Annotated in this window: 14 protein-coding genes; 2 read left to right on the top strand and 12 right to left on the bottom strand. The window is 52.0% G+C overall.

Translation table 11 applies throughout. The features are described from left to right. Window positions 1-9: 9 nt before the first annotated feature. Window positions 10-1,032 carry a hypothetical protein gene (locus tag HZB62_12305; protein ID MBI5075933.1) on the bottom strand — a complete coding sequence of 341 codons (1,023 nt, stop codon included), beginning with the start codon at window positions 1,030-1,032 and terminating at the stop codon, window positions 10-12. A 101-nt stretch (window positions 1,033-1,133) separates the two neighbouring features. Between HZB62_12305 and HZB62_12310 the strand changes: the two genes are divergently transcribed. Beyond that, window positions 1,134-4,205, top strand: a complete 3,072-nt coding sequence (locus tag HZB62_12310; protein ID MBI5075934.1) for a PAS domain S-box protein — start codon at window positions 1,134-1,136, stop codon at window positions 4,203-4,205. A gap of 122 nt (window positions 4,206-4,327) precedes the next feature. Next, window positions 4,328-7,318 carry a PAS domain S-box protein gene (locus tag HZB62_12315; GenBank protein MBI5075935.1) on the top strand — a complete coding sequence of 997 codons (2,991 nt, stop codon included), beginning with the start codon at window positions 4,328-4,330 and terminating at the stop codon, window positions 7,316-7,318. 15 nt (window positions 7,319-7,333) lie between these two features. Here the strand turns inward: HZB62_12315 and HZB62_12320 are convergent, their stop codons facing one another. From HZB62_12320 to HZB62_12370, 11 genes are all read right to left on the bottom strand, one after another. Next, window positions 7,334-7,531 carry a hypothetical protein gene (locus HZB62_12320; protein MBI5075936.1) on the bottom strand — a complete coding sequence of 66 codons (198 nt, stop codon included), beginning with the start codon at window positions 7,529-7,531 and terminating at the stop codon, window positions 7,334-7,336. 3 nt (window positions 7,532-7,534) lie between these two features. Then, window positions 7,535-8,164, bottom strand: a complete 630-nt coding sequence (locus HZB62_12325; protein ID MBI5075937.1) for an NADPH-dependent F420 reductase — start codon at window positions 8,162-8,164, stop codon at window positions 7,535-7,537. 119 nt (window positions 8,165-8,283) lie between these two features. After that, on the bottom strand, window positions 8,284-9,399 hold the full coding sequence (locus HZB62_12330) for a branched-chain amino acid ABC transporter substrate-binding protein (GenBank protein MBI5075938.1): 1,116 nt from the start codon (window positions 9,397-9,399) through the stop codon (window positions 8,284-8,286). A gap of 1 nt (window position 9,400) precedes the next feature. Next, a complete protein-coding gene (gene thiE, locus HZB62_12335; protein ID MBI5075939.1) occupies window positions 9,401-10,021 on the bottom strand; it encodes a thiamine phosphate synthase in 621 nt (206 codons plus the stop codon). A gap of 13 nt (window positions 10,022-10,034) precedes the next feature. Then, window positions 10,035-11,399 (bottom strand): acetyl-CoA carboxylase biotin carboxylase subunit, encoded by a 1,365-nt coding sequence (gene accC / locus HZB62_12340; protein ID MBI5075940.1) that lies wholly within the window; start codon window positions 11,397-11,399, stop codon window positions 10,035-10,037. Then, on the bottom strand, window positions 11,396-11,842 hold the full coding sequence (accB, locus tag HZB62_12345) for an acetyl-CoA carboxylase biotin carboxyl carrier protein (protein ID MBI5075941.1): 447 nt from the start codon (window positions 11,840-11,842) through the stop codon (window positions 11,396-11,398). Before accB ends, accC begins: the two co-directional genes overlap by 4 nt. After that, complete coding sequence (gene efp / locus HZB62_12350; GenBank protein ID MBI5075942.1) at window positions 11,842-12,405, bottom strand: elongation factor P; 564 nt, start codon at window positions 12,403-12,405, stop codon at window positions 11,842-11,844. Before efp ends, accB begins: the two co-directional genes overlap by 1 nt. A gap of 25 nt (window positions 12,406-12,430) precedes the next feature. Further along, a complete protein-coding gene (locus HZB62_12355; GenBank protein MBI5075943.1) occupies window positions 12,431-13,492 on the bottom strand; it encodes an aminopeptidase P family protein in 1,062 nt (353 codons plus the stop codon). Next, window positions 13,489-13,917: a type II 3-dehydroquinate dehydratase gene (aroQ, locus tag HZB62_12360; GenBank protein MBI5075944.1), complete on the bottom strand. Its 429-nt coding sequence runs from the start codon at window positions 13,915-13,917 to the stop codon at window positions 13,489-13,491. Before aroQ ends, HZB62_12355 begins: the two co-directional genes overlap by 4 nt. Window positions 13,918-13,974: 57 nt before the next feature. Then, on the bottom strand, window positions 13,975-14,331 hold the full coding sequence (locus HZB62_12365; GenBank protein MBI5075945.1) for a roadblock/LC7 domain-containing protein: 357 nt from the start codon (window positions 14,329-14,331) through the stop codon (window positions 13,975-13,977). Then, entirely contained in the window at window positions 14,309-15,445 is a 1,137-nt protein-coding gene (locus HZB62_12370; GenBank protein MBI5075946.1) for a tetratricopeptide repeat protein, read from the bottom strand. Before HZB62_12370 ends, HZB62_12365 begins: the two co-directional genes overlap by 23 nt. Window positions 15,446-15,467: the final 22 nt, after the last annotated feature.

Here is a 15,467-nt window from a genome sequence, read left to right on the forward strand (position 1 = left end):
ATCTGCTCCCTATGACTGAATACGGTCAGCACAGGCCAGAAACTCCTTCACTTTTTTCAGAGGCGTATCAGGAGGAAGATCACAGGACGGCATCAGGATATATCGATAAAGCGGATCTGAAATGCCTGCAACAGATCCTGCAACCACCCTGCAGATAAGCTCCTCATCCCCGCCATAGATCGTATTGATCACATCGATGTTGCCGGCAGTAACCAGCGTTTTGTGATAGTGGTTATACACCTCACTGATCAGGACGCCCGCATCAACTGATATGCAGTCTGCACCGGTCTCGGGATAAAGAGCGATCTGCTGATTAATATTGCCGCACTGGTGGAGGAAACAGCCAACACCGCGTGCCCTGACAAGGTCAAAGAGCTTCTTTTCATAGGGGAGGACCACGGTTCGATAAAGATCATGGGGAATGAGCGTTACCGCACCGTCCGGTATTGAGATGCCGTCGATGAGACCCCGTTCGATGAGCGGTTCATACAATGCAAACGAGAGGCGGACTCCCAGATCGCAGACCTCCTGCACAAACCTCCTGTCGCCCGCCACTTTTTCCCGCAGGAGGTGCCAGTCACAGAGGATCATGGCCCAGGTGAACGGCCCCCACGATGTAGCACAGATGTACCGGTCAGGAAGCCGTCTCCTGAGTCCGGCGATCATCTCGACCAGCGCAAGACTGTGGGGAGAGTTGGCAATACTGATCTGCGCAAAATAACCGGCGTCTTCAACTTTCTGGATAAGAGGGAACGAAAGCAGCGGGGCCTGCTCTCCCCGGAAGGCGAGCTGGCCGCCGATCGCCTCGGCAGGAAAGGAGTTCAGGCCTGAGCCGGCAAATATGATGTCCGTATTCAACTCCCCAAAAACAGCGGCAAGTGCTTCTGCATGGACGTCGGGAGCTTTTGCCATATCTTCGATCTGCAGACCCGCCTGGCGGAATGACCAGAGCCCTCCGCCGAACAGGGCACAAGAAACCCGGTCACTCCGGTCGCCACGCAAGATCGTTTTAACCCGGTTTCGCCCGTCCATGCTGTATGGTAACGCCACCGCAGGGAAATTGCAAAAAGACGAAACAGGGCAATAAAAAATGATTTGTCTTTAGACTTCTCTTAACGTAAAATCAGGCTGTGATGGAAGATAGACAAGAAGACAGTGCAGACAGTCAAAAGTCTGAGAGATCGCAATCGGACATTCTCGTCATGTACCGGGCAGCCATTGAAACATCCTCAGATGGTTTTCATTTGGTTGATGCGGAAGGCCGCATTCTCGATGTTAACAATGCTTATATAAAGCGCTCAGGTTACACACACGATGAGCTGCTCGCCATGAAAGTCACGGATCTCGAAGTAATAGAACGGCCCGAGGAGACTGCCTCCCATATCGCAAAGGTCATGCGCAATGGTAACGACTTATTCGAGACACTGCACCGCGCCAAAGATGGAACGATCTGGCCCGTGGAGATCAATACATCCTACCGGACGATTGAGGGCGGCCGCTTCTTCTGTTTCCTGCGCGACATCACCGAACGCAAACGTGCTGAAATGGAGATCGCCGAGCGTGGTGATATGCTGCAGCAGATCATGGACACTGCGAGCGTTGCGATCGGTCTGGTGGATAAAACCGGCCGCATCACCCACGCCAACCGGCGCATGGCAGAGATGTTCGGGCGAACGATTGAAGAGCTTCTCCGGTGCGAATATGTGGAACTGGTCCATCCGTCCGAGAAGGAGACCGGCCGGAAGAATATGCTCGCTCTGCTGTCAAGCGAGGTCCCTGCGGTTGATTTGGAACGTCTGTACTGGCGGAAAGACGGTACCCAGTTCTGGGGCCACCTTGCATGCAGGCGATTCCACGACGTCCACGGCAACGAAATCGGCCTGATTGGCGTGATTACAGATATCACCATGCGAAAGCAGGCCGAGGAGGCACTCAAGAACAACGACGAGCGCCTCAACACCATCCTGAACAATGTCGGGGCCGCTATCTTCATCAAGGATACTCAATACCTCTACACGTATGCCAACCGCAAAGTCTGCGAACTCTTCGGCAGGAGTACGGATGAGATCATAGGTAAAAGTGACAAGGAGTTTTTTTCAGCCCAGTCGGTTGAAGAGATCATGCGAAGCGACCGCCCGGTTATCGAGCGGGGGGAGACGGTCACCCGGGAAGAGACAGGGCTCAAGTCTTTCGACAAAGCGCCGCGTACCTATTGGACCGTTAAGTTGCCGCTTCGGGACAGCATGGGGACAGTCACTGGTCTCTGTGGTATTTCTACTGATATCACCGAGCGCAAACGCATCGAGGAAGCTTTGCGGATGAGCGAGAAGTTGCTCCAGACAATCATAGAGACCGAGCCTGAATGCGTCAAGCTGCTCGACGAAAATGCGAACCTGATCATGATGAACCGTGCGGGGCTGGATATGATCCAGGCCGATTCCTTTGACCAGGTAAGAGATCAAAACATCAGTCAGCTAGTCACTTCCGAGTATCGGCAGCCGTTCATGAATCTGGCCAAACAGGTGTTTCGGGGCGAAGCCGGAACCCTGTTGTTCGAGATCATCGGCATGAAAGGCCGCCACCTGTGGCTGGAGACCCATGCGGTCCCCCTGAGAAACGATAGGAACAAGATCACCGCGCTGCTGAGTGTGACACGCGATGTCACCGAACGCAGGGAGGCCGAAGAAAAACTCCGTCAGAGTGAAGAGTTTGTCCGGGGCATCCTCGATACCGTAGACGAGGGGTTTATCGTTATTGACCGGGACTACTGCATCCTGACGGCAAACAAGGCCTACTGCAGCCAGGTGGGCGGCTGCGATCAGGATGTCATCGGCAGCCACTGCTATGAGATATCGCACAAGATCGACCGGCCCTGCTTTGAGAAAGGCGAAGAATGCGCAGTCCGTCAGACATTCGAGACCGGAGCACCCCATTCAGCCCTGCACCGCCATAAAGATGCCAATGGCACTATCCTTTATGTGGAGACCAAGGCCTTTCCGATCAGGGATGATTCCGGCAAGGTCACTTCAGTCATTGAAACAATCAATAATATCACCGAAAAGTATCTCCTCGAAGAAGAAAGGCTCAAGACCCAGAAACTCGAATCCATCGGCACTCTTGCAGGAGGCATAGCCCACGACTTCAATAACCTGCTGCAGGGAGTATTCGGGTACATCTCGATGGCAAAGATGACGCTGGACCAAAAGGAAACATCGCTTGCCATGCTCGAACAGGCCGAGGAGGCTCTCCACCTGTCGGTCAACCTCACAACGCAGCTGCTGACCTTCTCCAAAGGCGGCAAGCCGATGAAAAAGCTGATCAGGCTCGAACCGACCGTTGAAAACGCCGTCAAGTTCGCCCTGAGCGGTTCCCATACCGACTATCGGCTCGACATAGTTCCCGGCCTCTGGTCTGTTGAGGCAGATGCCGGACAGCTCGCCCAGGTCATCCAGAATATCGTGCTCAATGCCAATGAGGCGATGGCAGGCAGGGGCACCGTAGTAATCGCGGTTAAAAATATGGATATCCCGCCAAAGACCAATCTAAGACTGCCCGACGGGGGCCGGTTCGTACGCATGGATATTCAGGATTCAGGTATCGGCATATCCGGGCAGAACATGACAAAGATCTTTGACCCCTATTTTACGACCAAACAAAGGGGAAGCGGTCTCGGACTTGCGACCTCGTATTCGATCATAAGGAACCACGGTGGTCTCATTGAGGTACGCTCTGAGATAAACAGAGGCACCACCTTCACCATCTATCTTCCTGCATCAAAGGAAACAGAGGTGAAGGCTGCAGCAACTGCTCCCGTTGCTGAAGGGACGAAGAAGGGCAGGATACTCCTGATGGACGATGAAGATCTGGTGAGAACCGTCGCCCATCAAATGATCACAGCGCTGGGTCACTCCGCAGTAAGCGCTGAGGATGGCGAAAAGGCGATCGATTCGTTCCGGGAAGCGAAGGAGACGGGCAGGCCTTTCGATCTGGTCATTCTCGATCTGACCGTAAAAGGGGGTATGGGCGGCGAAGAAACTGTCGCAAAGATCCTGGAGATCGACCCCCATGTCAAGGTAATCGTTTCGAGCGGATACGCAGACAATCCGGTAGTGGCTGATTATCGTGCATATGGTTTTTCTGGGGTCCTGAACAAACCCTACAGACTCGATGACCTGAAGGGCTGCCTGAATCTGTTTTTTTCGTAGCTGCATTCCTTTGTATCCGGCATGCGCAACTCGCTGTTGCAGCCATGCATAAATGGTGATAGGATACAGTCACCCGGCTGACAGCCCAGGCTGAGGAAAGGGACTCCCGGCCTTCTCATGAAATGACAAAAGAACAATATATTAGTTCTCGTTACGTTGACTATCTGCACTATTGGACAAGTATCGGGCTTGGTTTTGGGTCGATCCTCGTCCTGTCCCTGATACCACTCGACTATCTGGCAACCCCGGACAATTTTTTTGCCTTCCTTGCCTATCGTCTCTGCACATCAGCCTTGCTCTTTCTGTTGTATCTTCTCAACCGGCGGATGACGACCCGGAAACGCATGACTTTATTTGTCATCCTGGCGGCGGTCGCTGTCTCGACCATGCTTGCCCTGATGATCGCAAGATTCGGCGGTCACCAGTCACCGTATGCACCGGGCTTCATTCTGGTCGGCATTTTTGTGAGTGGCATCATTCCGCTCTACTTCGGCATATGCCTCATCTCGTCATTGATCGTCTATTCTCTCTATTTGGTACCGATCCTATTGTACGACCCTATAACGAATATCCCTTATTTTGCATCAGAGAGCATTCTCATATTCTCCTGCATAAGCGCCATGCTGATCATGAGATACGTTGCCAACAAGAGGCTTTTTTACGAGTTTGGGCTCCAATTCGATTTTGAGCAGTATAGGACAAGCCTTGAAGCTCAGGTGAAAGACCGGACGTATCAATTGACCACGACCATCATGCATCTTGAACAGGAGGTACAGGACCGTGAAAATGCCGAACGGGCACTCATCGAGAGCCAGGAGATCTTTCGTCATATTACTGACGATTCTCCAATGGCAATTTCTATGGTCACAAGAGAGGGCACAATCGAATATATTAACGTGAAGCACTTAGAGATCATGGGCTATACGCATGAGGATATACCCACCCTTGAGCGATGGTGGTCTCTGGCCTATCCTGATGCTGCTGCCCGCGAGAACATTTCGCGTAAATGGCAGGATCTGGTCGATCGCCTCTTCAGCGGAGAGCGGGTTCCCAATGTGGTGAGGCAGATTGTCTGTAAAGACGGAAGCATTAAGGACCTTGAGCTCAGGATTGCCAGGGCAGCTGACAAGATCATCGTTGCGTTTGACGATATCACGGAGCGCCGCCGGGTTGATGATCTCATTCGTCAGGCAAAGGACGACTGGGAAGACACATTCGATACGATCAACGACGCCATAACCATTCACGATAAGGATTTGAACATCATCCGTACCAATAAAGCGGCAGAACGTCTGCTCGGAAAGAGTGGCGCGGAAATTGTCGGCACTAAATGTTTCAGATCGTATCATGGAGCGGACCTGCCCCCTGACGCCTGCCCCGGCAGCCTGACCCTTCAGAACGGCGCCTCTTCCGTCATCGAGCTGTTCGAGCCGCATCTTAACAAGTATTTAGAGGTTAAGGCACTTCCCCGCTGTGACCGGTCAGGGGCATTGATCGGCGTGATCCATGTTGTCCGGGACATAACAGAGAGAAAAAAAGCAGAGGAGGCTCTGTCTGAGCAGCAGGACTTTGCATCTAACCTTATTGAGAACTCAACGGTTGCCACTTTTGTTCTGGACAGCAGCCATATAATCATGATCTGGAACAAGGCATGTGAAGAGCTTACCGGCTGCTATGCAGCAGAGATGATCGGGACTGATCATCAATGGAAACCGTTTTATGCAGAACAGAGGCCGACGGTTGCAGATGTCATTATCGACAACAGGGCAGGCGACCTTGCCGAACTTTACCAGAATTATTCCCGCTCCAAACTGAATCCCCTTGCAATCAAGGCAGAAGGATGGTACAGGAATCTGGGCGGCAAGGACCGCTATATCTCCTTTGAAGCTTCTCCGATCTTTAACAGCAGCGGCAGACTGATCGCAGCTATCGAAACTCTGCAGGATATTACAGAAGAAAAGCGGCTGGAGGAGCAGCTCTTTCAGGCCCAGAAAATAGAAGCAATCGGTCAGCTTGCAGGCGGTGTTGCCCATGACTTTAATAATATCCTCACGGCTATTGTGGGGTATGCCCATTTGACCCTGATGAAGATGCCGAAGGACGAACCGCTCAGGATCAATGTGGAGCAGATACTCCAGGCTTCGGACAAGGCCACTGTGCTTACCCAGAGCCTTCTGGCCTTCAGCAGAAAACAGATCATTAGCCCCAAACCGGTTAATTTGAACGAAATTGTAAAAAGACTCGAGAAGCTACTGATCAGGCTTATCAGGGAAGACATTCATATCGCAACGATCTGTGCGCCGGAAGACTTGACCGTATTCGCTGATGCAGGCCAGATCGAGCAGGTGCTTATGAATCTGGTTACCAATGCCCGGGATGCCATGCCGGGAGGCGGCCGGATCGAGATCAGGACCGAAGCGGTGCTGATGGACAGCACGTTCATAGATGCACACGGATACGGCAAGACCGGCAGCTATGCCCTCCTGTCCGTTTCTGACAACGGTGAGGGCATGGATGCAAAGACCCGGGAGAAGATATTCGAACCCTTCTTCACGACCAAGGAGCAGGGCAAAGGCACCGGACTCGGACTTGCCATGGTCTATGGCATCATCAAGCAGCATGAAGGCTTTATTAACGTTGACAGCGAACCCGGAAAAGGTACTGTCTTTATGATACATCTGCCGCTGTCAGCAGGCAGCGCGGAGATGCCGGATACCGGGGGAGAAGCCGTCACGAGCACAGGGGGAACAGAAACAGTCCTTCTTGCAGAGGATGACAGCAGCCTCAGAAAGCTGATGACCACGATACTGCGCAATCAGGGCTATATTGTGATCGAAGCAAAAGATGGTGCAGATGCCGTCGAGAAATATGGCGTCAGCAATGAAGCCATACAACTGCTTATCCTTGACGGTATTATGCCGAAGAAAAACGGTAAAGAGGCGCTGGACGAAATCAGGCTCATCAATCCCTCGGTAAAGGCCCTCTTTGTTAGCGGCTATGCAGAAGACATCGTCAGCAGGCAGGGTCTGCTTGAACCGGGCATCACGTTCATCCAAAAACCGCTCTCGCCTTCAGTCCTGCTGAAAAAGGTTCGGGAACTGCTGGATGCCTGATCCATCTCCGGGTTCTCAGCGCGATAGCTCACCCAGCGCGAACTGCAACCCTTCTGCCCTCCCCTGCCAATAGGCGATCTGGTCGCGGGTCATCCAGATGTCGTGGAAGTTTTTTGGTTCAGCATTTTCGAGCAGTTTCAGTTTTTCTGAAAACTCATGCTTCTTTGCAGCTGCTTTTTCGTATTCTGCCTGTATCTTTTCGATAGATGTCATGGGTTACCGCCTTATAAGGTCCAAGGCCATGTTCGTGCCCATCTTCATGCCATAGCCGAGCGTTATTACCAGCATGGCAACCGGCTCAAGCAGGCGGGCAGAGGTGAGGGGACCGCAATCGACCGGATCGAATCCGACATCCGTTATCAGCCTGGCTGCAGCAGACTTTGCCTCAGCATCATCGCCGCAGTAGAACATGCTTGCCCTGCGGGAGCCGAAGAGGCGTGATCTTTCCTCATACACCTGTGCAAAGGCTGTATTGAAAGCCTTGACTACCTTTGCTCCAGGCGCCATCCGGGCGATCTCCTCGGCAGCAGAACTGGTATGGCCCAGCTCCAGACCGCTCAGATCAGGTTTGAGCGGGTTCGTGCAGTCTATCACAATCTTTCCATTCAGAGAACCGGCCTGTTTGAGAGCATCCGGGACATCCGACCAGCGGACAGAAAGCAGGATTACCTCTGCCTGGGCGGCCTCTGCAGGTGTGCCGGTCTTTGCATTTGGCGCCGAGGCTGCAAGGCTGCTCAACTTTTCCTGACTTCTGGAATAACTGAAGATGATCTCATGTCCCTTTCCAGCCCAGATCCTCCCAAGGCCACTACCCATATTCCCCGAACCGATGACACCTATCTTCATGGTGTTGCCTCCCTATATTCTTTTCTCAACTATATCAAACAATAGATCATCTGTCGAAACAAAAAGAGGGTGCAGGAAAAACCCTGCACCCTCCCAATGATTATTCGTAAATAAAAAAGTTATGGCTTCCACTGCTCTACAAACTTGCCGTCTTTTGTGGTCCAGACAACATAAGGAGGGGCAGTAACATCGCCCTTACTGTCAAACTTGATCTTGCCTACCGCGCCGGTAAACTCCAGTGCATGGAGCTTCTCGATGATCTTCGTGCCGTCAGTTGTATTCGCTTCCTTAATGGCAGAAAGCATGATATTGGCAGCATCATAGGCATAGATGGAATAGGGGCCAAGCTCACCGAATTTAGCGTTGTATTTGCTGATAAAGTCCTTTGCCGAAGGAATATTCCTGGGGTCAGGGCTGAAGGTGAGATAGGTGCCCTCCGCTGCCTGCGCCCCTGCTATCTCTACGAATTTTGGATCGATGGAGCCGTCGCCGCTCATAAACGGTGTTTTCATGCCGAGCTCACGCGACTGTCTCACCAGCAGGCCCATCTCCGGATAGATGCCGCCAAAAAATATGAGCTCAGGCTTCTTCTCCCTGACCGTGGTGAGCACACCCTTGAAGTCCTTGTCTCCCTGGATAATGCCGCCATAGAATACGATCTCAACCTTATCACCAAGCGCTTTCTTGAACTCGTCGGCAAGCCCCTGACCATAGGTCGTCTTGTCATGGATGACAGCGATCTTCTTCACTTTCAGCTGGCTGTTGGTAAAATCAGATCCGACCTTGCCCTGCTGATCATCCCTTCCGCATACCCTGAAGACACCCTTGTATCCCTTCTCCGTAAACTGCGGATTCGTGGAACCGGGAGAGATCATCGGCAGACTTCCCCTGTTGTAAATATCAGAGGCAGGGATCGAGCAGCTTGAGTTGAAGTGGCCGATAATACCGATTGCACCGTCATTGACGATCTTGTTCGCAACCGAAACTGCCTGCTTCGGGTCATGCTGGTCATCCCCAACGATGATCTCGATCTTCTTGCCTAAAACGCCGCCCTTTGCGTTCCATTCCTCCACTGCAAGGGAAACGCCGTTCTTGAAATCAGTTCCCATCTTCGACTGATCACCGGTCATGGGACCTGCAACGCCGATCCTGATCGAATCAGATTTTTTCTGACAGCCCGCCACAAAGGCCAGCGCAACACCAAGGCAGAGAAGCATTACTAAATACTTTTTCATCTTATCCTCCCGCATTTTTCTGAATTATGCCGCAAAATCTTTTTGCGTTTTGCGTAATATCTCCCCTGCAGATAGCTGTTGCAACCGCAACAGCTGCTGCTCCTGCATGCATAACATCAGCAACCGTGTCGATACTGATACCGCCGATCGCTACAACAGGAATACTGCAATTTTGTTTGATTGCTGTAAGAATGTCAACACCTTTGGGTGCGCCAGCGTCCTTTGTGCTGGTATGGAATATGGGACCGAACCCGATGTAGTCGGCACCCCCGGCCTCCGCCGACTGTGCCTGTTCCATGCTATGCGTGGAGATACCGATGATCCTTCTGCCCATGATCTTTCTGGCTTCCTGCAGCGGCAGATCGTCCTGTCCGAGGTGCACCCCATCAGCTTCAACGGCAAGCGCAATATCTGCGTGGTCATTGATGATAAATACGGCATTGTAGGAAAGGGTCAGCGCCCTGAGCTTTAATGCCTCTGCATAGATCTCCCGCCGGGCCATCTGTTTTTCGCGATACTGGATAAACGTGATGCCGCCATCAAGCACCCGTTTTACCATATCAATCACCGGCAGTTGCGAACAGGTTCGATCCGTAATAAAACAGATGCCGCGCTGATACATTCCAGGGCTGCGGCTATTTGTTCGGAGTTTGAAGAGGGTTGTTCATCTTCTCAACCAACCCGGTATTGAACTCACCCTTGATAAAATCAGGATCGTTCAGCACCCTTTTATGGAACGGTATGGTGGTCTTGATGCCTTCAATGATGAACTCATCCAGGGCACGCTTCATCCTCGCAATCGCCTCTTCCCTGTCATGGCCATGAACGATCAGCTTGGCAACCAGAGAATCATAATGGGATGATACGGTGCAGCCGTTGTACATCGCAGTGTCCACGCGCACTCCCGGGCCTCCCGGCACTGCCATAAAGGTGATCTTGCCGGGGCAGGGTATGAACCGCTCAGGGTCCTCGGCATTGATCCTGCATTCTATGGCATGTCCTGCGAACTTCACCTGTGGCTGCTTCAGTTCGAGGGGAAAGCCCGCAGCCACCCTGATCTGCTCCTTCACAATGTCTATGCCTGTTACATATTCGGTGACAGGATGCTCGACCTGAAGGCGCGTATTGATCTCCATAAAATAGATATTGCCGTCAGGCTCAACGATAAATTCAACAGTTCCTGCATTACGGTATTTAAGCGCCCGGGCAGCTTTGACCGCATATTCACCGATCTTTTTTCTGAACTTCTCCGATGCGATTGGCGAAGGCGACTCTTCGATCAGCTTCTGATGCCGCCTCTGCACTGAGCAATCTCTTTCGCCGAGGTGAAGGATATTTCCCTTGCTGTCCGCAATGATCTGCACCTCAACATGGCGCATCTCGGTAATATATTTTTCCATATAGAGCTCACCATTGCCAAAGGCCGTAAGCGCCTCTCTCTGCGCCATAAAAAAGAGTTTCTCAAGCTCAGCCTCTGCCCTGATGATCCTCATGCCACGCCCACCGCCGCCTGCAGACGCCTTGATAATCACCGGAAACCCGATCTTTTTTGCCAACTTGAGCGCTGACTCCTCTGTCACAACAGGGCCGTCGCTGCCCGGAACTACCGGCACTCCTCTGCGCTTCATGGTCTGCCGGGCCTTCGACTTGTCCCCGCCAAGCCTGATCGTCTCTGCCGTCGGACCGATAAACGTGATGCCTGAAGTGAGGCAGGCCTCTGCAAACTGGGGGTTTTCCGAGAGGAACCCGTATCCGGGATGGATCGCCTCGGCATCGGTGATCTCTGCGGCTGAAAGAATACTGGGGAGATTATTATAGCTCTGGGCAGTGCTTGCAGGTCCGACGCAGACAGATTCATCAGCGATCTTTACATGGAACGACTCCCTATCAGCCTCCGAATAGATCGCAACCGTCTTTATGCCCAGTTCCTTACAGGCACGGATAACCCTGACCGCTATCTCGCCGCGGTTGGCAATAAGAATCTTATTAAAGAGTTTCATGCAGGCTCGACAAGGAAGAGCGGCTCGCCGTATTCAACGGCCTGTCCATTTTCCACGAGGGCCTTCACGACCGTGCCGTCAGCCTCGCACTCGATCTCGTTCATCAGTTTCATGGCCTCGATAAGACAGAGGACCTGTCCCTTTTTCACCTTCTGGCCGATCTCGATAAAGCTCGCAGCCTCAGGCGATGGCGAACGGTAGAACGTGCCGACGATAGGAGAGGTGACGGTGATCAGCCTCTGTTCAGGCTCTTCTGCCACGGCCTCTCTCACCTGTGTCTCCTGTGCCGTAACCACAGACGGCCTGTGGGCTGGGATCTCTATGGACTGGAGATATTTCTCGCGCTTGATTTTCACCTTCGTGCCGTCCTTCTCTACCTGAAGTTCGGTAATATCTGTTTCCTTGAGCAGTTCGATGATCTCTTTAAGATCCTCAAGTTCCATTATCGTACCCTTTCTATGTATTCAGACGTCCTGGTATCGACCTTGATCGTGTCTCCTTCACTGAGATGAAACGGCACCCTCACGACCGCACCGGTCTCGAGCGTTGCAGGCTTTCCGCCCCCTGATGAGGTATCACCCTTGAACCCCGCAGGGTCGGTCTTTGCAATGACCAGTTCAGCAAAGGTCGGCAGTTCTACATTGAGGGGCTCTCCCTTATAGTAGAGGACCCTTACCTCCATATTTTCCTTGAGAAACAGCTTTGTATCGCCCAACTGTAATGAACTCAGCGGAAGCTGCTCGTATGTTTCCTGGTCCATAAAGATATAGTCGTCACCCTGTGCATAGAGGTACTGCATCTTCTTCTCTTCGAGTCCTGCGGGAGGAAATTTTTCGCCGGATCTGATCGTCTCTTCGATAACGCCTCCGGTCTTGAGGTTCTTCATCTTAGTCTTGACGTTAGCGCCACCCCTTCCCATCTTCACGTGCTGGAAATCGATGATCTCGTAAGGTTCACCCTTATATTCTATCTTTGCGCCTTTTCTGAAATCACTCGTTGCTATCAATGGTCTGTTCCTCCTGAGTCAATGGTTAGAGTATTTCGAGTTTCCTGGGAAGTGATGTCAGGGTCGTGCATCCCTGCTTGTCTGCATGGACCATATCTTCGATCCTGACACCCCCGATTCCCGGAAGATAGATCCCCGGCTCTACGGTAAATACCATGCCTGCCCTGATCGTTTCTCTTCCAAAGCGCGATATGCGAGGCAGTTCATGGACATCAAGGCCCACCCCGTGGCCGGTACCATGACCAAAGTAGTCGCCGTACCCTGCCTTTTTTATAACATCTCTTGCTGTCTTGTCAACCGTGCGGGCAATGAGCCCTTCCCGTACAGAGGCGATCGCCCCCTGATTTGCGCTCAAAACCGTGCTATAGACGTCGATCTTTCGCGCAAGGTCCCTGCCGCCTTTCAAAAGAAAGGTCCTGGTCATGTCTGAGAAATATCCCTCTGCTTCACCAGCCCAGTCAAACATGATGAAGTCGCCCTGCTTAATCCTGTTGTCTGTGGGCCGGGCATGTGGCATTGCCGAGTTCTTCCCTGCGGCAACAATAATGTCAAAGGGGATCACGGCACAGCCCTGATTCTTCAGCCCTGCTTCCAGACGCAGCGCAAGATGCCGTTCCGAAAACCCGGGCTTGACATAGGGCTTCACCGCAAGAAAGGCCTTCTCTGCCCGCTCAACTGCCTTGCCGATCATCTTGAGCTCAAGCCGGCTCTTTATCCTTCTCATCTCCTCGATCAGGTTCGTGACGCTCCTGACCTTGAATCCCTTCCTGAGAAGAGACTTGTAAAACGCATAAGATACGGTCGATTCAAAACCGAGTGTTCTGATGCCGGCTGACTTTGCCTTCTCGAGGATCTGCTTCGGCCGTTCCTCGTGCTCGATAATAATATCAAAACCCCGCACCTCTCTTTTTGACTGCTCTTCATACCGGGAGTCGGTAAAAAAGATGCGCTCTTTCCTTGATATGAGCAGACAGGCGGATGAACCGGTAAACCCGGTAAGATAGCGGATATTCCTGATATTGGAAACAAGCATGCCGCTGATCCCTTTGGAAGCAAGGGATTCGGTAATCGCAATGATCTGCTTCATCCGTTCAGGATCTTCCGGCTGGCTCGTACGGCAAGGAGATATCCTTCAACGCCAAGGCCGCTGATCTGACCCGTGGCGACACCGGCGACGTATGAGGTCCTCCTGAAATCCTCTCTTTTGTGGATGTTCGAAATGTGCACTTCAATGGCAGGCCTGCCCACCGCAGAAATGGCATCTCTGATGGCAACACTCGTATGCGTGTACGCGGCAGGATTGATGATCAGCAGATCATAGGTCCTCTTCTGTATGGCATCAACAATTTCACCCTCGCTGTTTGACTGAAAGGTTTCCGCTTCAATGCCGAGTTCCTTTGACAGTTCGGTTATCTGCTGATTGATATCATCAAGGGTGGTGTTGCCGTAGACATCCGGCTCTCTTTTGCCGAGGAGATTCAGATTCGGGCCGTGTATGACAAGGATTTTCATGAGTATTCAGTCCAGAAATTACCGTTTACCGGCTAACGTGCGCCGATCACAGATCTTTTAGAATTCGTGTTCTATCCTGGGGATCATTGTTTTGAGGACGTAACGTCCCTTTCCGTAATTACCCTCAGGCTTTATGACGAGAGAAAAATAATAATCGTCGTTGATCTTCCGCATGATGATGCCGCAGGTATCTGAAACGATCGAAAATTCCCTGGCCTGGCCCAGTCCCAGGTTCTCGGCAGCATAGCCAACGTCCCTGATCATTGCAGAGGCCTCGGCGCCAAGCCCTGTCAAGTCTATGAGCTTCTCGGAAACAAACTCCTGAACAGGAATACCGTCAGAGGCAAGGATCATCGCCGCAACGGCACCGTCAACTTTTTCTACCGCCTCTTTAAGAATGTCCGAGAAATCCATCGCGCCCCTTCTGTATCCCTTCAAGAAATGCGTTCAATTTATCTATGAGTACTTCTTTGTCCTTGCCCAGGAGCTTCAAAAGCGACCTGAGTTCATCAACCCGCTGGAGGACCCTCTTATCATTCGGATCACCGGCAAGAAATTTTCTGTATACTCCCATCGCCTCTGCGAATTTTCCGTCTGCCACGAACCGGTCAGCGTCTGAAAGATCTGCCACTTCCTGCTTCGGCGCTGCAGGCACTTCTTCGAAACCCGCAATAACCGGTTCTTCAGCAATTTCAAGCGGCTCCTCCAGAAGTTCGATCGTCTCTTCAGCATCTTCTGAAGCAATGAAAGGCTCGCTGACAGCCATACTGATCTCCGGCGCTGTCGACTCGCCAACATCCTCGAACGACAGGTCCTCTATAGCAGCAACCTCGTCATCTGAAATAGAAGCGGTTCCTGCTTCTTCAGCCTCCTCCGGTGCCTCAACGTGAATCTCGTCATCATGCTCAAGCTCGCCGCCCAGGCCTGACTTGTCACCAAAAAGCGAGTCCTTGAAAGCGTTCAGTTCATCTTCAGAGTGCTCGACCTGAATATCGGGAGCCTCAATATGGATCTCTTCCCCAATATGGATATCAGCAGGAGCGGGCTCTTCCTCAGCTTCAGGCATCCTGACCTCACCATATGATGAGTCTGTTTTCCCTGCCTCCTGAGCGGGCTGAGCAGGAGAGAAGACTGCTTCGATATCCCTCAAACTGCCTAACGACTCTTCATCCATCGGATTAAGCTTCAGAATGGCCTTATACGACTTTATGGCAAGATCAGTCTCGCCGGTATCCCGGTACACCTCTGCAAGTTTTTTGTGTGCAAACAGGTTGTCCGGAACGATCTTTATAACGCCTTCGAATTCCTTCCGGGCCTCTTCCAGCATGCCCTTCTCCAGGTAGGTCTTTCCTAACAGAACCCGGGCACTGGTATAGGAGACATGCTTTTCAAGCCCCTTCTGCAGCACCTCTATCGCCTCTTCCAGCATGCCTTCTTTTCTATATTCCTCCGCAAGGGGCAGAAAAAGCTTCGAATTGGGGTCTTTATCAAACTTCTCTTTGAGTTTTTCTATGTCCTTGGATGCCATAACCTGCCAATTTTTTAGCAAA

The organism is Nitrospirota bacterium (assembly GCA_016214855.1).
In the GTDB taxonomy this organism is placed as follows: domain Bacteria; phylum Nitrospirota; class Thermodesulfovibrionia; order Thermodesulfovibrionales; family UBA6898; genus UBA6898.

Coding starts and splice junctions, on each gene's coding strand:
- HZB62_12305 (MBI5075933.1), bottom strand. CDS start 1,032: ATGGACGGGCGAAACCGGGTTAAAACGATCTTGCGTGGCGACCGGAGT.
- HZB62_12310 (MBI5075934.1), top strand. CDS start 1,134: ATGGAAGATAGACAAGAAGACAGTGCAGACAGTCAAAAGTCTGAGAGA.
- HZB62_12315 (MBI5075935.1), top strand. CDS start 4,328: ATGACAAAAGAACAATATATTAGTTCTCGTTACGTTGACTATCTGCAC.
- HZB62_12320 (MBI5075936.1), bottom strand. CDS start 7,531: ATGACATCTATCGAAAAGATACAGGCAGAATACGAAAAAGCAGCTGCA.
- HZB62_12325 (MBI5075937.1), bottom strand. CDS start 8,164: ATGAAGATAGGTGTCATCGGTTCGGGGAATATGGGTAGTGGCCTTGGG.
- HZB62_12330 (MBI5075938.1), bottom strand. CDS start 9,399: ATGAAAAAGTATTTAGTAATGCTTCTCTGCCTTGGTGTTGCGCTGGCC.
- thiE (MBI5075939.1), bottom strand. CDS start 10,021: ATGTATCAGCGCGGCATCTGTTTTATTACGGATCGAACCTGTTCGCAA.
- accC (MBI5075940.1), bottom strand. CDS start 11,399: ATGAAACTCTTTAATAAGATTCTTATTGCCAACCGCGGCGAGATAGCG.
- accB (MBI5075941.1), bottom strand. CDS start 11,842: ATGGAACTTGAGGATCTTAAAGAGATCATCGAACTGCTCAAGGAAACA.
- HZB62_12355 (MBI5075943.1), bottom strand. CDS start 13,492: ATGAAGCAGATCATTGCGATTACCGAATCCCTTGCTTCCAAAGGGATC.
- aroQ (MBI5075944.1), bottom strand. CDS start 13,917: ATGAAAATCCTTGTCATACACGGCCCGAATCTGAATCTCCTCGGCAAA.
- HZB62_12365 (MBI5075945.1), bottom strand. CDS start 14,331: ATGGATTTCTCGGACATTCTTAAAGAGGCGGTAGAAAAAGTTGACGGT.
- HZB62_12370 (MBI5075946.1), bottom strand. CDS start 15,445: ATGGCATCCAAGGACATAGAAAAACTCAAAGAGAAGTTTGATAAAGAC.